The organism is Bacillus tuaregi, assembly GCF_900104575.1.
GTDB classification, from domain to species: Bacteria; Bacillota; Bacilli; order Bacillales; family Cytobacillaceae; genus Bacillus_BD; species Bacillus_BD tuaregi.
In genome coordinates this window covers 392,120-415,340 of record NZ_LT629731.1, presented here as the reverse complement: position 1 = coordinate 415,340, position 23,221 = coordinate 392,120, and the positions used below count along the sequence as shown (strand labels likewise).

The window sequence follows — 23,221 nt, the reverse complement described above, 5'->3', positions numbered from 1 at the left end:
TACGAGGACGTTTCGCAGGCTGGTTCCGAAGCATCCGCACCCAAAGGAAAGATGCCATTTCTTCAGTAAGAAATGGCATCTTTCCACAGACCTTTATGGCGTTCCCTTCCAATAAAGTCACGGTTCTTGGGGCAGAACCAAAGTTTGTTCCGGTTTTTTTAATCAAATTCGCCCGTCGAATTTGCGTCCGGATTTTTTATCGAGCTCGCTCGATAAACTACCTTTAAAAAATCGCAAGACTCGCCGGTGGCTTAACTTCATTCAGCAGGGGTTTGTACCCCACTGAATCGAAGTACCATTTGCATTCATCCCCCACTTGTAGAAGTGGAGGACTTCTGTACCTGTCGCAAGCTTTCGGTACAAAAAGCATTTGCTGAATGAAGTTAACATGTTCTATCTATCTTTTCAAAATGGGTAGTAAACAAATTAGCAATAAAAGTAATTTATTAATCAAGGTCACTTACAATAAGCCTTCCACTTGTTTTACGACATTGTCAATCGTAAATCCAAAGTCCTCCATTAATTTCTCCGCTTTTCCAGATGCTCCAAACGTATCAATTCCAATTATTCTGCCTTTGTCTCCCACATAGCGTTCCCAGCCAAATGGGGAGCCCATTTCAATCGCCAACCGTTTGGTTACTTGTGGAGGCAGGACAGCATCCTTATACGTCTGGTCTTGTTCGTCAAAACGATCCCATGACGGCATGCTGACCACACTCACGGCAATCCCTTTTTCTTTTAACGCTTGCTGTGCCTGAATGGCCAGATGGACCTCTGATCCGGTTGCAATTAAAATCGCATCCGCTGTATCCTTGACTGCCGGACTAATCACATAAGCACCTTTTGTCACACCTTCATAGGCCTGTTCCTTCGTCCCTGCTAATATTGGCAGGTTCTGTCTTGTCAGTACTAAAGCAGTTGGTTTATTCGTAGATTCTACCGCGAGTCTCCAGGCTGCACTCGTTTCATTTCCGTCTGCCGGACGGATGACGGATAAACCAGGCATCACACGGAAAGAAGCTAAGTGTTCAATCGGCTGATGCGTAGGACCGTCCTCCCCTACAGCAATGGAATCATGTGTAAGGACATAGGTGACAGGTAATTTCATTAGGGCAGATAATCGTACGGCTGGGCGGAGATAGTCACTGAAGACAAAGAATGTCCCACCGAATACCTTTAATCCTCCATGCAAGGCCATTCCGTTTAACGCTGCAGCCATGGCAAATTCACGGACGCCAAACCATATATTTCTACCTTCATAGGCATTCTTTGAAAAATCTGTCTGTCCAAGAATTGTTGTTTTGTTTGAACCTGCTAAATCTGCGCTTCCACCGATAAATTGTGGCAAAGCTTCTGCGATGGCATTGAGCACTTGGCCAGATGCATCACGGGTTGCTTTATTTTCACCAAGTTCATAGACAGGAAGATTTTCAGACCAATTCAGCGGCAGTTCACCTTTTATCGCACGCTCTAACTCTTCCGCATCTTTAGGATACCTTTCTTTGTATGCAGAAAACACATGATTCCATGCCTCTTCTGCAACAGCACCCTTTTCCCGTGTTTTTTCGTTAAAATCGTGATAAACCTCTTCTGGAACCTGGAACGGCTCATAACTCCATTGGTAACTTTCCTTTGTTAATTCCACTTCACTCTTTCCAAGCGGTGCACCATGTGATGCAGAGGAGCCTGATTTATTCGGTGATCCGTAACCAATGACCGTTTTCACTTCAATTAACGTCGGCTGAGCCGTATTGCTTTTTGCTTCATGAATCGCTTGGTTTAAAGCACCTAGGTCATTTCCGTCTTCTACCCGCAACACCTGCCAGCCGTAGGCTTTAAAGCGTTCCGCTGTATTGTCTGAGTAAGATTTATTCAAGTCGCCATCAAGGGAGATGTCATTGGAATCATATAAAACAATTAATTTTCCTAATCCAAGATGCCCGGCAAGCGAGGCGGTTTCATGGGAGATTCCTTCCATTAAATCACCGTCACCAACAAGTGTAAATGTATAATGATCAATTACCGTGAAGTCTTCTTTATTGTACGCTGCAGCTAGATGCGCTTCGGCCATTGCCATCCCAACGGCTGTAGCAATCCCTTGCCCAAGCGGTCCTGTTGTTGTTTCGACTCCATCTGTATGGCCATATTCCGGATGACCTGGGGTTCTCGAGCCCCATTGACGAAAATTCTTCAAATCGTCCATGGTGACATTGTAGCCTGATAAATGAAGCAATGCGTAGAGAAGCATGGAACCATGGCCGGCAGATAGGACAAAACGGTCACGGTTAAACCACTTGGCATTTTTAGGGTTATGTGTCATATGCTCCGTCCATAATGTGTAAGCCATAGACGCCGCTCCCATTGGCAGACCGGGATGTCCTGAATTTGCTTTTTCAATCGCATCAATTGCCAGTGTACGAACGGCATTAATGGATAATTGTTCAACAGATGTCGCAATAGCAGTCAAATGGAACACTCCTTTTTCTTTTGATAAGACTGGGGTTATTCCCGAATTATCTTACCTCTTGTTTCTTCGGCACCTTTTCCCAATCAGCTAAAAATTGCTTAATTCCATTGTCTGTTAATGGATGGCTCCATAATTTAGGGAATAAATTGCCTGGGATTGTAGCAATATCTGCACCGGCAATCGCAGCTTTTTCTAAATGTCCGATGTTTCGTACACTTGCCGTAATAATTTTTGCATCTAACTGATAGTTTACTAGTACTGTTTTTAAGTTTTGGATAAGCTCTAAGCCGTCAACTCCAATATCGTCAACTCTTCCAACAAATGGGCTGACATAGGTTGCCCCAGCTTTTGCCGCCATTAATCCTTGCGAAACCGAGAAAATTAACGTTACATTCGTTTTAATGCCTTCTTTTGATAAAATATTCACAGCCTCAAGACCAGCTTCTGTCATTGGGATTTTTACAACAACATTCGGAGCCCACTCCGCAATTACTCTTGCTTCCGTCACCATCTCATCAACGGTTAAACCAATCACTTCCGCACTAACAGGGCCCTCAACAAGATTGCAAATTTCCTTAATGGTTTCTTCAAAATCTCTGTTTTCTTTTGCAATGATCGTCGGGTTCGTAGTTACTCCATCCACAAGACCTAAGCGGTTAATACGCTTGATTTCTTCTATGTTTGCTGTATCTAAGAAAAATTCCATGCTTGTTGCCTCCAATATTGGTTTTTATTGATATTCTTGACCCTTTAAACTATTAATATAATTATCTTTTTATCTAGCAAACTCATACTCTGGATATAAGCTTTCGATATATCTTACTCGCTGCTCTATTCCATAAATTAAGATGGAATGGGTGACATACTGGTTAGATTCCTTTTTAATTCCGTTTAAGTACAGATTATCTGTAATTCCAGTTGCGGCAAAAATGCAGTCTTCTGAACTTATTAATTGTTCATGCCTAAGTGGTTTGGTCGGATGAAGAATTCCCATTTTCTTGCATCGATTAAACTCTTCTTCATCAAATGGCAGTAGCTTAGCCTGCATTTCACCACCAAGACCTTTTACGGCAACAGCACCAAGCACGCCCTCTGGCGCACCACCGATGCCGAGAAACATATCGATATTCAAGTTTTCAATACAGGTTGCTGCTGTGTAGGTCACATCGCCATCATTGAATAAATGGACCTTGGCTCCGCATCCTCTGATGATGTCAATATATTCCTGATGTCTTGGTCTATCTTGGATAAGGATGGTTAACTCTCTTACATCCTTGCCGCTTGCCTTGGCGACAGCCTGAATATTATCTAGCAATGGTGCTTCAATATCGATCTTGCCCTTTGCTTTTGGTCCGACCGCGATTTTTTCCATATACATGTCTGGAGCATGAAGCAAAGTCCCTTTCGGCGCAACAGCTATCACTGCGCTGGCATTGCTCTGTCCATTAACGGTAGGATTCGTCCCTTCAATCGGATCAACGGCGATATCCACCTCCAGACCATTTCCAGCTCCCACCTTTTCACCGATAAACAGCATTGGTGCCTCGTCGATTTCTCCTTCGCCTATCACGACAGTACCGTTCATCCTTAACCTGTTTAATGACGCACGCATTGCGTTAGTCCCGGCACCATCTGCCGCCATTTTATCGCCGCTACCAATCCAAGGCAGTGCTGCAATGGCAGCTGATTCGGTTACTTTTACTATATCCAGCAACAATGATTGCATGTTGTCGCCCCCTTTGGATTTTGCTCTTTTAGCTGCAAGCAACTACTTCTTTAAAATTTACATTTACAAATTCTTTTTCTTTTTCGATAATTTTATCTACTTTCTTTTTAGAACCTTCTGCCCACTCAGAATTTAGGTAGGCATCCACAATTTTCTTCCCCGTTTCTAAACCAATAATTTGTGATCCCATCGTAATGATTTGCGCATTATTGCTGAGCTGCGCTCTTTCAGCAGAGTAGGTATCATGACATAGCGCTGCTCGGATGCCTGGATATTTATTAGCAGCAATCGAAACACCGATACCCGTCCCGCAAATTAAGATGCCGCGTTCAAGCTTTCCTTCACTAATGGCCTCTGCCACTTCAAAGGCTACATCCGGATAGTCAACTGCATCCTGACTGTAGCATCCATAGTCTACGATTTCATGCTCTGTATTTGCCAAGAACCTTTTAAGCTCTTCCTTAAATTGAAACGCATTATGATCACTGCCAATACCAATTTTCATTTTTCGTAAACCCCCTTGGTTTTTCGTATATTCTTTTATATATTTTCATTTTAATACTTATTTTATCATTTTTCAATTTTTATTTTTGTTTTTTATCGTTTTATTTCATTTTTAATTTTCATTTAAAAATACTAACCGTTTTTTTCTAAAAAAAAGAACCAGAAATAAAGGTTCCTGATTCCTTTTTTTGAATACTACTATTTTTTTCTGTTCATTCTAGGATGTTATGTGGTTATTCTTTATTCAAATGACTATTATACGGCTACGCTGTACTTCTCAATAAAGCTCTGGAAAGTAGATAGGATGTAGTAGGCTGATGTAGCACCAGGATCCTGTGCACCAAGAGACCTTTCACCTAAACGACTGGAACGTCCTCTTTTCGATAATAAATCTTTCGTAGACTCCATGCCTTTTTTACCCGCTTCCACAGCCAAGCGGAACGAGCTAACGAAATTCTGTGATTCACCATAGCTTGCTTCTAATGTCTGGAAGAAAGGCTCCAGTGTATCAATCATAGTTTTATCGCCGACCTCTGCCTGACCTCGCTCCTTCACACCTTTAGCAAAGGCAATCCAATATTGCGCAAGGTCATGATCGTTTATAACGGTTTTACCTTTAATTTCCTTTGCCCCCCGTAAAAATCCTGTAGCATATAACGGACCCACAGAGGAGCCAACCGCACTTAAAAACGTTTTTCCTACCGTAATACTAATCTTGCTGCAATCCTCTTCCTCTAGGAGCTCATTTTCCAATTTATTATTAATCGCCTGCCAGCCGATAGACATCGTCACACCATGGTCACCATCGCCTAATTTACGGTCCAGTTCACATAGATAATCCTTTTGAACTTCAATCATTTCCACTATCTCTTTATAAAATTGTTTCAAATCTACTGCTGTTAATTCCATTCTCATAACCCCCCTTTATTTTTGAACAAACATAGGACAATCAACCGGATGATCAACCGCTTTCATTAACTCATCATCCAATTTCATTAAGGTTACCGAGCAACCGCCCATTTCTAAAGAAGTAATATAATCGCCTACATAGGAGCGATGAATTTCAATTCCTTTTTCGTTAAGAATTTGCTCCACTCTTCTAAACAGAATATATAATTCCATTCTAGGTGTGGAACCAAGACCATTCACCAGTACAGCTACTTTGTCACCCTTTGTTATCTCAATATCAGCTAAAATATCTTGAACAAGACGATCGGCTACTTCATCCGCTGTTTTAATTGGTCCCTTTTCAACCCCAGGCTCTCCGTGGTGGCCAAGACCGATCTCCATCTCATTTTCGCCTAATTCAAAGCTTGGCTTACCCGTTTGCGGCAAGGAGCATGGAGATAAACCGACACCCATTGAGCGGGTATTTTCATTTGCTTTCTTCGCCATGCGGATAACATCCTCAAGACTATAGCCAAAGTCTGCTGCGGCACCTGCTGCCTTCCAAATAAATAATGATCCCGCAATTCCACGGCGTTTTTCTTTTTCTGCCTTCGGAGCTGACGCTACATCATCAGATGTTAAAGCCATTTCTACTTTAATATCTTCTTCTAAATCAGCCATTTCAGCTGCCATTCCAAAGTTCATCACATCGCCGGCATAGTTTCCATATAAATAGGCAACACCTGCACCCTTATCAATCGCTTTTGTCACTTCTACTATTGGGTCTGGTGAAGGGGAAGCGAAAATATTCCCAACAGCAACGCCATCAGCCATTCCAGCACCTACATAACCCATAAACGCTGGTTCATGGCCTGAGCCTCCACCAATTAATATGCCAACTTTTCCTTCTCTTGTCTCTTTTGTTGTTACAAGTGCGCGGTCATTTTCCGGTAGTACTTTTATATAATTTGGGTGTGCTTTAATATATCCTTCTAGCATTTCTTCTACTACATTTTTTGGATCGTTAATGAGTTTTTTCATAGCTGATGCACTCCTTTAGCATTCTGATGTTCAACTAGATAATCCATTTTATTTTCCCATATCAATGGAATCTATGACATATATTTATAGATTAATATTGTCATTTTTTTAATTGACAATATCTATAAAACTAGATTACTTTTTCTTCAATTCCTTCTCCTTTTACTTGAACTTCAGAAGGTAATTTTAAAAATCTTGTTAAAACAGCACTTAATAAGTAGAGACCTACTAAGATAAAGATAATCCCTTGTGCTCCAACAAAGTTATAGAATAAAGCAACTAGTGCTGGTCCTACGAAAACACATAAGCCTGCTCCTAGGTTTAGAATCGACATCGCTGCACCCTTGTCGCCATCGCTTACTAATGATGGAGTTAGGGCAGAAAGTGGTACATATCCTGCTAGACATGCGCCCCATAGCACACCGATAATTGAAAGAGCGACGATATTTCCCGCAAACCATTGTGGTGCTAAGTATAGTAATAGTGTGAAAGTAGCACATCCAATTCCGCCAAACCATGTAACGGTATTTCTCCAGCCAAATTTATCTCCAACCACACCGAAAATTAAATTGAAGGCGATATTTGAAATGAAAATCGTTCCCCAAATATTTAACCATACCGTCATATTGATTCCATAGTTAGATAAGTAAATAGGTAGGAATAGTGGGAATGCATACTGTGATGTTTGATTGACAATCCTTACGATTCCCGCAATCGCAACTTTTGGCTCTCTTTTTACAATTGTAACTCCATTTAATAACTCTTTTAATTTTGATGAAGCCTGATTATCACCTTTTGCCTTTACCTCGAATGAATCTCGGTTTACGAAGACTGCTAATAGCCATCCAATTAATACCCATAGAATCGCACTCCAAAGGGTAGCCATATGCCCAAACGCTTGAATCGCCCAGCTAGAAAAGTAAGCACCTAGTACGCTGAGCCCACCTGTAAAGACAAACCAAAACCAACCAACCGCCGTTCCTAACTTTTGCTGCGGTGTTTTATATGTAACCCATACTAAGAATGAATAAGCAAATAACGGATAACCAAAACCTCTTATTGCATAAGTGGGTATCATGAGTCCATATTTAATACTAGGCAAAGCAAGACCCACAAATAATGCATGTCCAATGACATAGAATAAGACACCAATTGTCATCGTCTTCCGCGGCCCAATGGCTTCGACCATCACACCAGAAAACCAGGCTCCAATGGCAATCGTTACTCCATATGCAGTGGTAAGAGTCGCTGCCTGTTGGACTGTTAATCCTTGTTCAACAAGATATGTGCTGATCCATGCGAGTTCGAGACCGTCCCCCATCATAAAAATAAGAACGCCAATATAACCCCACACCAGATTTGAAGGAATGCCTATTTTATCTAAAAAACTGCCTTGCTGCCTCAAATCATTCATTTTCCTAACCCTCCCAAAGCCAACATATATTTTTTCTAAGTCACACACTCATATAAAACGCTTTCATTTTAAGTAACTTTCCTAATGATTTAGAAAAATTACTAGGGAAGTTGCTATTTTGAATGGTAACGCAGCATTTGGTGCAGCGTTACCATTCAGGGGGGATATATCAAATTCGCCCGTCGAATTTGCGTCCGGATTACTTAGCTTATGGTACTAAAATAACCTTTAAGGATTCTGAACCTTTTTTCACTAAATCAAAGGCTTCTTTGAATTGCTCTAATCCAAATTCATGACTTACAACGCTTTCAGTTGGAATTTCGCCTTTAGCAATTCCATCAATTACTAATGGGTAGCAGTATGGTCCTAAATGCGCACCTAGTAAATCAAGTTCTTTACGGTCACTAATGATGCTCCAATCAACCGTTACAGGCTTACCAAATACACCAAACTCAACAAATGTACCTAGCTTTCTAATCGCACTTAAGCCTTGTTCAACTGATGCCGGATGTCCTGTCGCTTCAATGTAAATATCACAGCCATAGCCTTCCGTCATATTCTTAATTTCCTGCACTGCGTCCACTTTGCTTGGGTTTAAAACAATATCCGCACCGAATTTCTTTGCTAATTCTAGTCGGTCATCCTGAAGGTCCAATACAACCAATGTTCCTGCACCTGACTTCTTAATTGGAGCAACCATTCCTAAACCTAGTGTTCCTGCACCAGATAGGACAACGAAATCTCCAAGTTGGATGTTGGCTCTCTGTACAGCATGAAGGCTACAAGCATATGGCTCAATTAAAATAGCTTGTTCAATCGGCATATCTTCAGGAACTTTATAATTACGGCCTTCCTTCGGTAATTTCATATATTCAGCCATACCGCCGTTTACATTATTTTGGAATCCGTATAGATCATGCTTTTCACACATCCAATACTGACCTCTTTTACAAAAACGGCATTCTTCACATGGAACAATTTGTTCAGAAATGATTCGATCGCCAATTTCAAAATCCTTAACGGCTGAACCCTTTTGCACAACACGTCCAATAAATTCATGACCTGGAATCATAGGAGCCTTGATATATGCAGGCTGCTTTTCATCCCCCCAGAAGCTCGGTGCTCCATCAAATGCTTTTACATCTCCTGCGCAAATTCCACACGCTTCCACTTTAATGATGATTTCTTTATCATTTTCAATCGTTGGTACTGGTACTTCTTCAAATTTATAATCACCAGGTGCATAAGCTACAACCGCTTTCATTGTTTTAGGCAGTTCATTTCCCTGAATTGTTTCGTTTTTAAGAGTTTGAGTCATTTTGTATTCTCCTTTTCCTAAATACTTATTTCCTTCATCTTATAAGATGAGGATAATCTAAGATGTATATTATTTTAAAAACTCACCTGCGAATGTAAGGAAACCTTCTATTATAAATAGACAGACCATTTTATACTACCTGATTTCATTCTGACTATCCGTGACTTCCGTTACAGTTGCTAAGATAAAACCACTTATACTAGGAATCTACCATTCTACTATGTTGATCTTTGAGTTCAAATACTTCGTTACAGTTACTTATTAGAGAAATCGGTTTCAATTTATTGATTTTTGCTTTCCACTCCTTTTCTCTATTGTTTCGTTTGGTTTCGTTTTACACTTTTAATATTATCATTTATTTTTGTTTTGTCAACTTAGTTTTAATTATTTTTTGTGTTTATCTTTAATTTTTTTCATACGAAAATAAACGAAAATATGCCCAGTTTGATTTTATTGGTGAAATCACCATATATTGGGTTTAGAAATGAGTACATACTATATAGAGGGAGAATGCGGCTGAACATTGTTACCTGTGAAGAAGGTAAAGAAGTTGAATTAGCCAAATATATTTAGGAAATACCCTATATATCACAGTTTTTATATTCATATATCTATTCATTTTCGTTTTCTTTTAAAATTAGAAAAGAAAACGAGAATTAGATTGAAAAATAAACGAAAATAAAATATGATAAAAATAATATACCAAGTTATAAGGATGAATAAAAATGAAAATGTTTGCAAGTGAGCGAAAAAACATAATTATGCAAATCCTGCAGGAACAGGAACGAATCACCGTAAAGGACTTGGCTAAAGAAATCGGAGTATCTGAAGCTACATTACGAACCGACCTAAGTAAAATGGAAATGGAAGGTCTATTAACCAGAACTCATGGCGGGGCAGTACTAAATGAAGAGTCCAATAATGAAATGAGTTTCTCAGCCCGTGAAAAGAAAAACAAGCAAGAAAAAATGCAAATTGCCAAGCTGGCTTCAGAATTTGTGAAGGAAAAGCAATGTATTCTCCTAGACGCCAGTTCAACGGTTTTAGAATTTGCCCGTTATTTAAAGGAGCAGCCGATTCGCTTAACGGTTGTTACCAGCGGACTCCAAACTGCTTTAGAGTTAAAGGACAATCCAGATATAACGGTTATCTTAGTCGGTGGTCTAGTAACTAAAGGCTCTACTTCCATTGAAGGCACCTTAGGAGTAAGTATTCTCGATAATGTCAATATTGATATATTTTTCACATCGGCCAATGGCTTTTCTGTAGAATCTGGTTTAACGGACTTTAATCTCTATGAAATTTCGCTTAAAAAGGAAATGATTAAAAGGTCTAATAAGGTGGTTGCCCTAGTAGATTCAACGAAAATCGGAAGTAACTCCAGCGCAGCTTTCGCGGGCCTTAATCAAATTGATGCATTGATTACAGATCAACAGGTAAGCGCTGAAATGTATCAAGAGCTTGTAGCACATAATATTGAGGTCATTACGCCACAATAAAATAAATAATAATTTCAATTAGAAAAAGGGAAATCCTCATGGTAAGGATCTCCCTTTTTTTATCGATGGTTTTGTTTAGCTAAATACAGCTGTAAATGCTTCGTTTAACTGACGGCGGTGATAGAAAATACCCTGTCCAAGCTTGTCCTCTGTCCAAGTAATCGTTGGGAAGTCAGAATATACTGCATAGCCGCCGGTGTACACCTCATTACGGTTACCTGATGGGTCAAAGAAGTAGATGGTTTGACCACGAGTAATTCCGTGACGAGTCGGTGTTACATCGATTTCAATCTCATAGCGAGATAGAATATCGGAAGCTCTTAAAATATCATACCAGTTATCTAAAAAGAAGCCGACGTGATGGATTTTTGCTTCCGGTCCTTTAATTAAGGCAATGTCGTGTCCCGTCATAGTCGTTGTTAACCAAGTCGCAATTAACGATTCACCATCAACGGTCACGACTTTTTCCGTTTCTACAAAGCCGAGCACATCCTTGAATAAGCGTTTAGTAGAGACAATATCATCACCTGATAATAAGCAGTGATCAAGACGATGTGGGGAAATGCCTCTTTGTCCCTCTGGCCATGGATGTGGATTCAATGTGCCAGTCGGAACCCCTACATACTCAATATCATGATAGAACTCAATTTTATGGCCGGTTGGCAGTGTTGTCCGAATCGCTTGACCTTCGCCAATACGGTCCTTATTCGAAACACGCTCCATCGTGCAGCCAAAATCTCCAATTTTCTTTTCTAATGTATCCAATACATCATTATTTGTTACTTTAAAGGCAACATGGTCTACGCCGGCTCGATCAGACTTTTCGAGAATCACACTATGATGATCCCATTCGTCCCATGCCTTTAAATAGACTCTGTTCTCATCTCGGGCTGTAATGTCAAGGCCAAGCACATTTGTGTAATAATCAACTGATTTTTCAAAATCAAACACTCGAAGCTGAATCCGACCTAATCTTTCAATTCCATTACCATTCATCGAATAACACCCCTTACAATGATTTTAATAGCCTTCATTAATTTCATAGGTGTACGACAAAATATGTGAATGCAATAACAATCCTGATTATTAAAAAAGCCTATCCTTCTCCATTTACTATTTCCCGATATCTTCTGGATAGAGTATCTTCATCTAACAACTATGAAATTAATTATTACGATTTAATGATATCGTTTATAAAATCATATAACAACGACACAGTATGTCTGAAATCTCGATATTATTAGGCACAGATTGTCATTTTTAAAATTATTTTACAATAATCCAGATGAAGAGAATTATAGTTAGTAAAATAACATTTTTACTTGACCCTTAATCGACCTACTTATGTCACTCAATTGTCCGTTTTATGACAAAAAATTGCCCCTCCCTTCCTTTATAATAGGGATTGGAATTATTTTTTTGTATCGTTATGTGAATTATTTAACTTCATTCAGCAGAAGTCCTCCGCTTCTATAAGTGGGGGATGAATGCAAATGGTCATTCGATTCAGTGGGGTTCAACCCCCGGCTGAATGAAGTTAAGTCTCAGGCGGATGTCACGGATTTTTTAAAGGTAGTTTATCGAGCGAGCTCGATAAAAATCCGGACGCAAATTCGACGGGCGAATTTGATCATTTTAAAAAGGGGGAATTTGAGATGAAATATCAGCATTTATTTGCTAAAGGAAAAATCGGCAGCCTTACATTGAAAAATCGAATCGTTATGCCGCCGATGGGAACCAACCTATCCGGTCCTGATGGTGAAATTACTGATCATATGATTGCCTATTACGAAGAACGGGCAAAAGGTGGTACAGGGTTGGTTATTGTAGAGGTTGCCTCTATTGATTATGAATATGGGAAGGCAGCGGTTACTCAGCCGCGGGTTGATGAGGATCGCTTCATTCCGGGTATCCACCGGTTGGTTAATGCGGTTCACAAGCATGGAGCGAAGATTTTTATGCAGCTGCACCATGCCGGGCGTGAATCCAAGTCAATTCTGATTGGCGGGAAACAAATTGTGGCGCCAAGTCCTGTCACCTGTCCGTCCATCGGTGAGGAGCCTAGAGAGCTCACGACTGCTGAGGTGAAGGAGCTTGTAATGAAATTCGTCATGGGAGCTGTCCGCGCAAAGCTTGCTGGTGCTGACGGTGTTGAAATACACGCTGCCCATGGTTATTTAGTTAACCAATTCCTCAGCCCTTATACCAATCTAAGGACCGACGAATATGGCGGCAGCTTTGAGAATCGCATGCGGTTTATTGACGAAATCATCGTTGGGATTAAGAAGCATTGCGGTCAAGATTTCCCTGTCTCCGTCCGCCTTAGCGTCGATGAATTCGTAAAGGGTGGAATTGACCTTGAAATGGGTTTAAGAATCGGGGCCCATTTGGAGAAGACCGGAGTTGATTCACTTCACGCAAGTGCCGGCACCTATGATTCCTCCGAGGTTATCGTCGAATCGCCGCTTTATGAGCAGGGCTGGAGAGTGTATCTTGCCGAGGAAATGAAAAAGGCTGTTAGCATTCCAGTCATTACCGTTGGTGTGATTCGTGAGCCAGAGTTTGCCGAGTCGATTTTAGCAGATGGAAAAGCAGACTTTATTGCGATTGGCCGTGGTCAGATTGCCGATCCGGAATGGGTTCATAAGGTAATGGAGGAGCGCGAAGACGAACTTCGCAAATGCATCTGCTGTATGCACTGCATCCGCTCGGTTGGAAAGGGACTGCATGTCCAATGTGCGATTAATGTAAGAGCAGGACGTGAGCTTGAATTTGATCAGAAGCTTCCTCAAATTCAAGACAAGCGCCATGTAGTGATTGTCGGGGGTGGTCCTGGCGGAATGGAAGCAGCAAGAGTGCTTGCGGAAAAAGGCTATCGAGTTACCTTATTTGAAAAGGATAACAAGCTTGGCGGACAGCTGCCGCTTGTGAGCAAGCCGCTCCATAAGGAGAAAATGAACTGGTTTATTGATTATCATCGCAATGAATTGAATCGTTTAGGCGTTGAGATTCATATGAATACAGAGGCAGAGATTGGCATGATACAAGCGATGAATCCTTATGCGGTCATTTTAGCCACCGGTGCAAAGGGCTATATGCCTGATATCCCAGGAATTAACCAGCCAAATGTCTATGGCTATGAATATGTTTATTCACATCATAAATATTTTAATCAGGAAAAAATCGTCGTGATGGGCAGCGGGATGATCTGCTTTAGTATCACAGACCAGCTGGCAGCAAAGGGAAATGACGTAACCTATATCGAACTTCCTACTGCCATCGGCAGACGAATTAGTCCACCGACAAGAGCACGATTAATGAATCGATTGAAGAAGAATCATGTAAAGATTATTAGCGACCACCGGGTATCAGAGATTCAGCCGGATGCTGTCGTCATTGAGGATCCTGCCTCAGGCCAGCAGACGTCCATTGATATGGACAATGTGGTGATTGCAATGGGAACCCAAGCCTATAATCCATTAGAAGAGTCGTTCCGTCAGCATTTTGACCAGGTATTTGTCATCGGCGATGCCGTTAATCATCCTGGGTCCTTATCGACTGCCGTGAAGGATGCGTTTGAATTAGCCTATGTGCTAGAATCTCAGGTTTGTAAAAAATCTCCTGTAAGAGTTCACTAAATAGCTCAACAAGCAAATTCGCCCGTCTAATTTTCGACTGCTGAATGAAGTTAAAAAAATGTCCTTCATCACCCTTGAAGGACATTTTTTAGCGTGTTATTTTTTCCATAAGTTGACAACATTTTGGTTTTCCCCTATCTGCCTTAGTTAAAAAACCTTATCATCCAGGCAACAATCAGGCCAAGCACGAAGAAGATAAGAGCGTTCGTCCATTTGCTTCGAGTGGATTGTCCGGCAGCCAGTAAGGCCTGAATTTCCTTATCCTTAACAGCCTTCAGCTCATCTAAAATAAAGGTGATTCCATTATGACCTAATTCTAGTTTATCCGTCCAGACAAAGCTAATATTATTATCATACTTCTGGTTTACTTCACCGCCACAGGTTAAAATACTGTCATCAAACCGCAAATAATCCTGCGACCTTAAATTCAATAAATAGGAGCCAAGCTCACTCCATTTGACCCGGTAATCTGGGTTATCCTTTTCCGCCAACTCAAATTGTTCTAATGACAGCTTCTCCCCACCTTTCACACTCATGTCAAAAACATGATCGATCAGCTTTTTTTCAATTTCCTTCAGCATACAAAGCACCCTTTCATCACTTGTTAATCAAATCCAATCTTAAATGTGAAAAAAGTTCATATTTCTAGGTGATTACGTTTAAAACTCCCCCTTTACCGTACACTGAGTATTTAGCCACTATAAATCTGAATATTTAAATATACTTTTCTACTATTATTGTAAAATACTTATTAGTCCATTTCCACCAAACCTGCTTCACTTCCTTCCATATATTAGTTGCACCAAACAAGTCCCTCTTTTTCCATAAACACCATTCATACAAGAAAAGAGCCATCCCATAAGGATGACTCTTTTTCTAGTAATCTTTTATTTTAACCATAGCTGTTTGACCAGCCATTCAGACAAATATTATTGTGCTTTTACAAACTCAGCTGATTTCACACCCGCTTGACGACCAAATACAATGATATCTCCTACAGAGTTTCCACCGATACGGTTTTGACCGTGTAATCCGCCAGTTACTTCTCCTGCTGCAAATAGACCAGGAATTGCTTGACCAGCTTCAGTGATTACTTCTGTATTTGTGTTGATATTCACGCCACCCATTGTGTAGTGAATTCCAGGAGCAATTTTAATGGCGTAGAATGGAGCACCTGATAAATCGTTGTCCATCGCCGTTGTTCTGCCAAATTCAGCATCGTTTTTATTGGCAACAGTAGTGTTCCAAGTATCAAGCGTTGCACTTAATGCCTCTGCTGGAACCTTCATTTCTGCTGCTAATGCTTCAATCGTTTCACCTTTTACTGTAAAGCCCATTTTTTCATATTGATCAATGGCCTTCGCACGAGATTTGACACCAGAATCAAATACTAACCATGCTGATCTTTCTGGTAGGCTGTTGATTGCAGCTGTCACATTGTCACGAGTATCCATTTCGTTATGGAATCTCTTTCCTTCTGCAGAAACAAGGATTCCACCTTCTCCACGAACCACTTCACCGATTAGGTAAGATTTTTCCTGTTGTACAGTTGGGTGAACCTGGATTTGATCCATATCAACCGCTGTGCCGCCAAGAGCTTCAATCATCGTGATACCATCGCCTGTGCTACCTTCTTGGTTTGTTGTTACATAGCCTTCTAAATCGCTTCTAACCTTTGTGATCATATCCATATTAGCTCCGTAACCGCCTGATGCGACTACAACAGCCTTTGCAGAGATTGCTTTCTCATCTTTTCCATCAAATACAACTTTAACGCCGTTAACTTGTCCATCTTTTTGCGTAATTTCCTTTACATCCGCATTAACGAATAAAGGAATTTTTTGCTCTTCCACATTTTTTACTAAGCCAGTCACAAGATATTGGCCTACTGCAGAACCATCTTCAGGACGGTGTGTACGCTTTTCGCTCATTCCACCTGTAATCGTGATATTGTTCAAGCGGATGCCGATTGAATCTAACCAGTCAATCGCATCAGCTGAATTATCAACGAAGAAACGAAGTAATTCTGGATTATTTGTACCTTTTCCGCCTTTTAATGTTTCTTCATAAAATTTATCATTGCTATCCTGAATGCCTTGCTCGGTTTGGAACTTTGTTTCTGATGCATTCATTCCAGAAGAGGATTTTGATGTGTTTCCTCCAGCAACTGGCATTTTTTCAAAAATAACTGGATTCATGCCGTTTGCCTTTGCTTCAAGAGCAGCTGTCATTCCGGCACCACCAGCACCGATAATGACGATGTCATAGTTATCCTGAAGCTCGTCAAGAGGTGTGTAGCTTGCTCCTTCAGAAGCACCTGTTACCTCATCTTCCTTTTGCTCTTCTTTTGGCTCTTCCTGCTTTGGTTCACTTGCAGAGTCGTTTCCGCAAGCAGCAGCAAATAGCATAAAAATACTCATGATGAGCATTAGTAACCAATTTTTCTTCTTCATACTGTCATCTCCTATATATGTGAACAATATCACATTTGTTAGTACGTACCTATCATACATAAAATACATGGAGAATTTCTATGGATTCCAGATCACTTTTATATAGTTTTCACAAATTCTTGTCCTTATTTTGAACAATAACGATTTTTCTTCCCTTTGAGCGAAAGGGGATTTATAATAATCGATTACCTTCATTTTTCCATTTATTGATAGAATTTTTCTATTCTTTGGCCTTTTCATTTGCATAGAAAAAAGGAGAACATCTACTAGAAGATTCTCCTTTTTTCTGTAACATGTATTATACCTTTTGTGTTTCTCCCCATTGGTCGAGGATATTCTGAAAGACTCCCTTTTTCTGATAGAGCTCAATCTCCATTTTCGTATCCAGACGCAGTACGGCTTCAAATGATGTCCTTGAGCCATTGGGTTTTACAGCCTTGGATGGGCAAAGGTTCCCCTTGCCTGGAGAAAGCGCTGAATCGTTGGATTTGTCCGGACTCGAGAAAAGGAGACTTTTTAAAATAGGTGGACCGATCATCCCATTTAAAAATCGGATAATCATGATATTCCAGTTCCCGCCATTTCTCGTCGCCTTCAAACACATTTTCATAGGCTTCACGGAAAATATCAGATGAAATCGCAGACTCTACTAGGCTAGCAATTTCATCTGAGCTCGGCCAAATATCCTGCAAATAGACCTCTTTACCTGATAAAGTTCGACCCAGCGGTTCATTCTCCAAATTAATATTCATCGTGCCTGCAATGGCAAAGGCGATGACTAACGGAGGCGAAACTAAATAATTTGCTTTTACTAAGGCATGAATTCGTCCTTCAAAATTACGGTTGCCACTTAATACAGCAGCGACCGTCAGATCATTCTCCTGAATCATTTTCTCGACTTCAGCATTAAGCTTCCCGCTGTTGCCTACACATACGGCACAGCCGTAGCCGGCATGATAAAAGCCCAGCTTTTCCAAATACGGAAGTAATCCTGCTTTTTGCAAATAAGCTGTAACCGCCTTTGATCCAGGCGCCAAAGAAGTCTGAATCGTCTTCGGTACGGTTAAACCATATTCAACAGCCTTCTTAGCCAATAATCCAGCACCTATCATATTGAAGGGGTTGGATGTATTCGTACAGCTTGTAATGGCTGCTATGACAATGGAGCCATTCTGCAATTCCGTTCCCTGAGCATCCAGCTCGTTTGGTTCGCTAGCTGAAAGTGGCTTTGGAAATGATTGTCTTACCTCTGAAATCGGCATTCTGTCCTGCGGTCGCTTGGGACCGGAAACACTTGCTTCCACCGTCTGTAAGTCAAACTGAATATAATCAGAATATGCTTTACCTTTCCCAATGGTATCCTGTTCATGGAACAGCCCCTGCTAGCTCAAAGAAGGAGCTTGTCAGTGCTGATGTGAATGGAATATCTAAGCAGTCCATCCATAGTACCGTTTCGTTTCCTTCATTCACATGATCGTGCCAAGTCCACTCTGGTGTAATGACATAGTCTCCCGGTTCAAAATGATACTTCACACCATTCACAATACCGGATGCACCGTGACCCTCCATAATAAACCTTAGAGCTGATGTCATATGCCTGTGAGATGGAGCGACTTCCCCAGGATTAAGCGCTTGAACGGCTGCATATAAGGTTTGTGTTGCGCCACCCCAGCCGTGTGGCTCCATCTGTTTCATACCTGGATTCACTAAATAGACCGCTCTTCTATCAATTGAGCCTGTGCCTACCTGAAGTAGCTCCTTTGCTTTGTCCAAGGCCTCAAGAATCAGCTTCTTTTTCCACAGATACGGAATTTCATTATGATACTCCTTCCACTCGATTCCTTTCTGGAATCAAATCATCTGTTTTGGTTTATAAGCATTCAATTGTTTGTGTATCTCGTTCATCCAATCACTGAAGCAGGTGTATGTGTCCATTCGTAAACCTTGATCATACAGGTCATGGGCGATGGACTCTATGCTGCCAGGAGCCGATGATGGCTCTCCATAATGGCTCAAGCAGCTGACCCACTTTTCACGATGCTCGGCTTCACTCAGTGGTTTTTCTTTCGAGCCCGGTGCGTGCTGAACCGATTTTTCATACACTTGCCCATTCTTTGTTTTGATTTGAATTTCTACCGCTAATCTTCGATTAAGACGCTTGTCTTCTTCCGTTTCCTGCAATTCCAACACCTTGATTGCTGGAGCCCTATGTATTATTCATTCCAAGTAAATGGGAGTGGGATTCATCTAGAGCAACCATTCATATGATGGATTTGGAAGACATCCCGCTTGTCATGTTCGTACGCGAAAACAAGTATGGAAAGTATACCGCCTTTCAAGATACCTGTAACAAACTAGGGGTCAAACCAAATATTATCTGCGAATCTCATGACGCTGCGATTATCTTCTCCTTTGTCGCAGCCGGGATGGGAGGAGCTGTTTTGCCAAGATCAACCTTTGCCATCCACCCGTCTGACGATATTAAAATTGTTGAAATAGAGGATTGTCCTCTGCAAAATAAAATTTCTCTAATCTGGGACAAAAACCGTCCTCTATCGAAGGGTGCCCAGCGGTTTATTGAAATGTTCTGATTAAACGCTTTTTAGTGTCTTCTTTGGGTGTCAGCATAATGAAACACATTACCTCATAAAAGATGAACAGCAGCCCTTCCTACTCTTAGTACAGCTTTTACTATTCATTCTTTTTAGAATTATTTTAAGAATGGAAATAATACCCAATAGGTATAATCCTGCACCTATAGGCGATATGATAGTAGCATGCTGATCTAAATTGGATTGGAGGCTGTCTTCATGACCTTAACCGAAGTACTGCAGAAGCGTACCATCCTTCAACGATATAAGAACTGGTATGTCTTGGATAGCGAGTTTTCCTGGAATCTCCGCTCCATCTATCATACGATGGATGCTTATTTAGAGAATGTCTTCCATATTCCGGTGATTTTTTGCTCCATTCGGGAAGCGAACCAAATCATCAGCGATTTAGGGGACGAAGAGGATGAGTATTTGCGCTTTGCTGCAGGGATTTTTTGGCGTGAGCTGGGGATTATCTTTATTTTCCAATACGAGGAGTATGAAACGTTAATTGAGACCCTTTTCCATGAATTTCGTCATGTCATGCAGGATGAGGACCCGGTCTTCCGACTTCATTTCGAAAGTGATAAAAAATTGCCTTATAAGGAACGCAAGACCGAAATCGATGCCTTTCAATTTGCCAAAGAAAAAAGCGAGGCGTATTTTAGAAGCCTTTATGGCAGGGAAAATGTGGTGTAACTAGGATTGTCTTGTTTTTTGAGTGGATGCTGACTAAGAGTGAAATCCAAACATGTGATGAATAGGTATTTTTATATAATAAAAGAGAGGAAGAACATGTCTTTCTCTCTTTTTTGTACCTATAGAATATCGTGGATCGCATTATTGAAGACTTTCCCTACTTACATGGCTGCTGAAAAAACAAATTGCTCTGGCTTTTGCGCTTCAAGCTTGTGAAGCTCCGAGAAGAATTTTTTGTATTCTACAATAGATAATTCTTCATAGATATAGCTTTTTTGCAGATAATCTAATAATTCATTGGCATGTAATGGGTTACGCTTTTTTACCGATTCAAAACGTCTAGTTAACTCTTCTAGCATCATCATTCATCCACTCATTTCATTAATTATTTTATCACCTTGCTTATGTTGGATTTAGTATATCACATTGATTCTCCTCACTTTTATTTTAAAAAAATTCAAACTACCGACATTTTTCTACAAAAATTTGTCGAATACAAAAACAAGGGGATGATGCTCCTTCCTTCTTTGCAGAAGCAAGAGCACCATCCCCTTTAAAATCAAATCATAGACCCTATACTAATTTTCCTCTGTGGATAGGGATAGTGCGTTTTTCCCTAGCAGCAGGCTGCCTGTGAGAAGGGCTGCAACAGCTAGAATGACGAGAATAATGAATACGGTGTGCAGGCTTTGTGCCAGGGCATGACCGTATAGCTCTTCGCTTAACCATAGTCCGGAAACGGCGATACCGATTGCCTGACCAAGGTTACGCAGCAGGTTAAAGGTACCCATGGCAGCCCCGCGCAGTCTCCATTCTACCGCTGATTGAACGGCTACGGTAAAGGCGGTGAGAGCTAATCCGAATCCAGCCCCCATAATCGCTGTCATGATCATCATGAAGGCGATGGTCGTGTCCTCCTTCATAAACGTTAATCCAAAGGTCCCTGCAACGACAAAGAAAATTCCCGTAACAGCAATTTTACCAATTGGTGTCTTGGCGAGCCACCTTCCAGAAAGCATCGCTGCCACTGGCCATGTAATCGACATTGGCAGCATCGAGATTCCGGACAATGTCGCATTTAATTGGCTTACACCTTGAACCCATAAGGGAATGTAAAACGTGACGGTCACAAGGATAAATCCAAATAAAAATCCAGCTGTATTGGCCACTGAAAGTAATTTATTTTTAAATAGAGATAATGGCAGCATTGGCTCCTTTGAATTTTTTTCAATCCAAAAGAACAGGGCCATTCCGGCTACTGCAACGGCCAAGAGCAGCATAATACTGCCTGTTAGACCGTTTTCCTCCTTCAGCATGGTCAGTGCATAGAGAAACGAGGTCATGCTGATGGCAAAGGTGAAAATGCCCGGATAATCGATAATCTGCTTTTTCTTTTCAAGGTGCTCGTGTAAGGATACCCATAATAGAATGAGAGATACAATTCCAAATGGCAGATTCATAAAGAAAATCCAACGCCAGGAAATATAATCAACGATAAAACCGCCTGCTAACGGACCGATAATTCCAGATATCCCCCAGACAGAGCTGATCATGCCTTGGATTTTCGCGCGCTGTTCAAAGGCGAATACATCGCCGATAATCGTAAACGGAATCGTTGTTAACGCACCCGCTCCAATTCCCTGAATGGCACGGAACCAAACGAGCTGCTCCATTGTCTGCGCTAGACCGGACAGCATCGAGCCTGCAAGAAAGATGATGACGCCAAGCGTAAACATAAGCTTTCTCCCATACAGGTCGGCCATTTTTCCAAACACCGGTGTCCCAATGACCATGGCTAATAAATAGACAGATATCACCCACGTATAAAGCTCACTGCCTCCTAAATCTTTGACAATCACAGGCATGGCTGTGCTCACAATCGTTCCCTCAATGGCCGTTAGGAACGTCGCAATTAACAACGCCCAAATGACCCACTTCTCACTTGTTACCTTTTTCATCTGACTCTCCCCTTGAAAGCCGGAGTTGGTGCTTCAGCTTCCATATTTCATTTTTTGTGGCTTTTTATCACCAAAATTTCTTCATTGTTTTAGTTCACTTCTGCTTGTTCATAAATCTCAATCGGCAATCCATCTGGGTCAGAAAAGAACGTGAATTTTTTCTCCGTATACGGGTCGATTCTGACCTTTTCAACTTCAATCTTGTGCTCAGTTAAATAGCTGACCGCCTCTTCGATATTTTCAACTGCAAACGCTAGATGACGTAAGCCCGCGGCTTCCGGGTAGCTCGGACGTACGGGTGGGTTTGGGAAAGAGAATAATTCAATCTGGTACAGTCCATTTACCTCTAAATCCAATTTATAGGAGTCCCTGTCCTCGCGGTAGACCTCACGGATGGGAGTAAGCCCAAGAATTCTCACATAGAAGTCCTTTGACTTCTCGTAGTTTGAACAAATCATGGCAATATGATGGAGATTATGTAATTTCATTGCTGCACTGGCCTTTCTAATACAGAGTTATAAAGAAAATAGTAACATATTTCCGGATTAAAAAAGGATAAAACGACCTTTTTGTGAGTGACATTTTTTCGACATGACCGTCGATCAGTTTGTTACCAGACAAAAAGACCTGTAAGGGATTACAGATCCTTTTAAAGTAGTCTAATATTTTATAAAAAGCTATGGGAAAGCAAGGCGAATGGTTCGATTGATCATTCTCGGTTTCGTTTGACGTTATCGACGAGCTCGATGAATTGGAGGAGGAGAAAAAAGGGCCATAGGAGGACGAGGTTGATTTCTTTTAAGATGGTGTTGAGGGGCTGTGCTCTGAAAAACCAAAGGAGGGTGAAGCCGACTAAAAGATAAAGAGCTATTTGCAGTAACATCCGATCACCTTCTTCATCCTTTATGGCAGTTTATACATTTTTGGGTATTTGGTGACAATTATTTAGGCTGAATCTTGCTGCTCGGTATGCTTCATTCATTTTGATTAAGCGCATTTACTCCATAGCGAAAGAATAAATAAAA

21 protein-coding genes are annotated in these 23,221 nt (G+C 41.0%); 4 read left to right on the top strand and 17 right to left on the bottom strand.

Annotated elements, in window-relative coordinates; all coding sequences use genetic code 11:
- Window positions 1–460 precede the first annotated feature (460 nt).
- The 8 genes from tkt to BQ5321_RS04495 form a co-directional block, all read right to left on the bottom strand.
- Window positions 461–2,458 carry a transketolase gene (gene tkt / locus BQ5321_RS04530; RefSeq protein ID WP_071396772.1) on the bottom strand — a complete coding sequence of 666 codons (1,998 nt, stop codon included), beginning with the start codon at window positions 2,456–2,458 and terminating at the stop codon, window positions 461–463.
- 55 nt (window positions 2,459–2,513) lie between these two features.
- On the bottom strand, window positions 2,514–3,173 hold the full coding sequence (gene fsa, locus BQ5321_RS04525) for a fructose-6-phosphate aldolase (RefSeq protein WP_071393388.1): 660 nt from the start codon (window positions 3,171–3,173) through the stop codon (window positions 2,514–2,516).
- A 69-nt stretch (window positions 3,174–3,242) separates the two neighbouring features.
- A complete protein-coding gene (glpX, locus tag BQ5321_RS04520; RefSeq protein ID WP_071393387.1) occupies window positions 3,243–4,193 on the bottom strand; it encodes a class II fructose-bisphosphatase in 951 nt (316 codons plus the stop codon).
- Between the two features lie 28 nt (window positions 4,194–4,221).
- Window positions 4,222–4,698 (bottom strand): ribose 5-phosphate isomerase B, encoded by a 477-nt coding sequence (gene rpiB, locus BQ5321_RS04515; RefSeq protein WP_071393386.1) that lies wholly within the window; start codon window positions 4,696–4,698, stop codon window positions 4,222–4,224.
- A gap of 254 nt (window positions 4,699–4,952) precedes the next feature.
- Complete coding sequence (gene dhaL / locus BQ5321_RS04510; protein WP_071393385.1) at window positions 4,953–5,606, bottom strand: dihydroxyacetone kinase subunit DhaL; 654 nt, start codon at window positions 5,604–5,606, stop codon at window positions 4,953–4,955.
- A gap of 15 nt (window positions 5,607–5,621) precedes the next feature.
- On the bottom strand, window positions 5,622–6,626 hold the full coding sequence (locus tag BQ5321_RS04505; protein WP_071393384.1) for a dihydroxyacetone kinase subunit DhaK: 1,005 nt from the start codon (window positions 6,624–6,626) through the stop codon (window positions 5,622–5,624).
- 130 nt (window positions 6,627–6,756) lie between these two features.
- The gene (locus BQ5321_RS04500) at window positions 6,757–8,040 is read right to left on the bottom strand and encodes an MFS transporter (protein WP_071393383.1); all 1,284 of its coding nucleotides are present in this window, start codon (window positions 8,038–8,040) and stop codon (window positions 6,757–6,759) included.
- Window positions 8,041–8,248: 208 nt separating this feature from the next.
- A complete protein-coding gene (locus BQ5321_RS04495) occupies window positions 8,249–9,358 on the bottom strand; it encodes an MDR/zinc-dependent alcohol dehydrogenase-like family protein (protein ID WP_071393382.1) in 1,110 nt (369 codons plus the stop codon).
- 725 nt (window positions 9,359–10,083) lie between these two features.
- On the opposite strand from BQ5321_RS04495, the gene BQ5321_RS04490 reads away from it, so the two are divergent.
- Complete coding sequence (locus BQ5321_RS04490) at window positions 10,084–10,857, top strand: DeoR/GlpR family DNA-binding transcription regulator (RefSeq protein ID WP_071393381.1); 774 nt, start codon at window positions 10,084–10,086, stop codon at window positions 10,855–10,857.
- A 75-nt stretch (window positions 10,858–10,932) separates the two neighbouring features.
- Here BQ5321_RS04490 and BQ5321_RS04485 read toward each other — a convergent pair whose 3' ends face one another.
- Entirely contained in the window at window positions 10,933–11,853 is a 921-nt protein-coding gene (locus BQ5321_RS04485; RefSeq protein ID WP_071393380.1) for a catechol 2,3-dioxygenase, read from the bottom strand.
- Between the two features lie 659 nt (window positions 11,854–12,512).
- Between BQ5321_RS04485 and BQ5321_RS04480 the strand changes: the two genes are divergently transcribed.
- Window positions 12,513–14,495, top strand: a complete 1,983-nt coding sequence (locus BQ5321_RS04480) for an oxidoreductase (RefSeq protein WP_071393379.1) — start codon at window positions 12,513–12,515, stop codon at window positions 14,493–14,495.
- Window positions 14,496–14,638: 143 nt separating this feature from the next.
- On the opposite strand, the gene BQ5321_RS04475 is transcribed toward BQ5321_RS04480, so the two are convergent.
- From BQ5321_RS04475 to BQ5321_RS04450, 5 genes are all read right to left on the bottom strand, one after another.
- Complete coding sequence (locus tag BQ5321_RS04475; RefSeq protein ID WP_071393378.1) at window positions 14,639–15,076, bottom strand: hypothetical protein; 438 nt, start codon at window positions 15,074–15,076, stop codon at window positions 14,639–14,641.
- Between the two features lie 348 nt (window positions 15,077–15,424).
- A complete protein-coding gene (locus BQ5321_RS04470) occupies window positions 15,425–16,948 on the bottom strand; it encodes a flavocytochrome c (protein WP_071393377.1) in 1,524 nt (507 codons plus the stop codon).
- Window positions 16,949–17,349: 401 nt separating this feature from the next.
- A complete protein-coding gene (locus tag BQ5321_RS04460) occupies window positions 17,350–18,303 on the bottom strand; it encodes an aconitase family protein (RefSeq protein ID WP_261798752.1) in 954 nt (317 codons plus the stop codon).
- Window positions 18,304–18,313: 10 nt separating this feature from the next.
- On the bottom strand, window positions 18,314–18,721 hold the full coding sequence (locus BQ5321_RS04455; protein ID WP_071393374.1) for a cupin domain-containing protein: 408 nt from the start codon (window positions 18,719–18,721) through the stop codon (window positions 18,314–18,316).
- 78 nt (window positions 18,722–18,799) lie between these two features.
- The gene (locus BQ5321_RS04450; RefSeq protein WP_071393373.1) at window positions 18,800–19,129 is read right to left on the bottom strand and encodes a hypothetical protein; all 330 of its coding nucleotides are present in this window, start codon (window positions 19,127–19,129) and stop codon (window positions 18,800–18,802) included.
- A gap of 14 nt (window positions 19,130–19,143) precedes the next feature.
- Here BQ5321_RS04450 and BQ5321_RS04445 point away from each other — a divergent pair, with 14 nt between their 5' ends.
- Window positions 19,144–19,539 (top strand): LysR family transcriptional regulator substrate-binding protein, encoded by a 396-nt coding sequence (locus BQ5321_RS04445; RefSeq protein WP_084786636.1) that lies wholly within the window; start codon window positions 19,144–19,146, stop codon window positions 19,537–19,539.
- Window positions 19,540–19,758: 219 nt separating this feature from the next.
- Window positions 19,759–20,238: a DUF3920 family protein gene (locus tag BQ5321_RS04440; RefSeq protein WP_071393371.1), complete on the top strand. Its 480-nt coding sequence runs from the start codon at window positions 19,759–19,761 to the stop codon at window positions 20,236–20,238.
- 161 nt (window positions 20,239–20,399) lie between these two features.
- On the opposite strand, the gene yppF is transcribed toward BQ5321_RS04440, so the two are convergent.
- The 3 genes from yppF to gloA2 form a co-directional block, all read right to left on the bottom strand.
- Window positions 20,400–20,603 carry a YppF family protein gene (gene yppF / locus BQ5321_RS04435; protein WP_084786635.1) on the bottom strand — a complete coding sequence of 68 codons (204 nt, stop codon included), beginning with the start codon at window positions 20,601–20,603 and terminating at the stop codon, window positions 20,400–20,402.
- A gap of 213 nt (window positions 20,604–20,816) precedes the next feature.
- Window positions 20,817–22,196: an MDR family MFS transporter gene (locus BQ5321_RS04430; RefSeq protein ID WP_071393369.1), complete on the bottom strand. Its 1,380-nt coding sequence runs from the start codon at window positions 22,194–22,196 to the stop codon at window positions 20,817–20,819.
- A gap of 89 nt (window positions 22,197–22,285) precedes the next feature.
- The gene (gene gloA2, locus BQ5321_RS04425) at window positions 22,286–22,684 is read right to left on the bottom strand and encodes an SMU1112c/YaeR family gloxylase I-like metalloprotein (RefSeq protein ID WP_071393368.1); all 399 of its coding nucleotides are present in this window, start codon (window positions 22,682–22,684) and stop codon (window positions 22,286–22,288) included.
- Window positions 22,685–23,221: the final 537 nt, after the last annotated feature.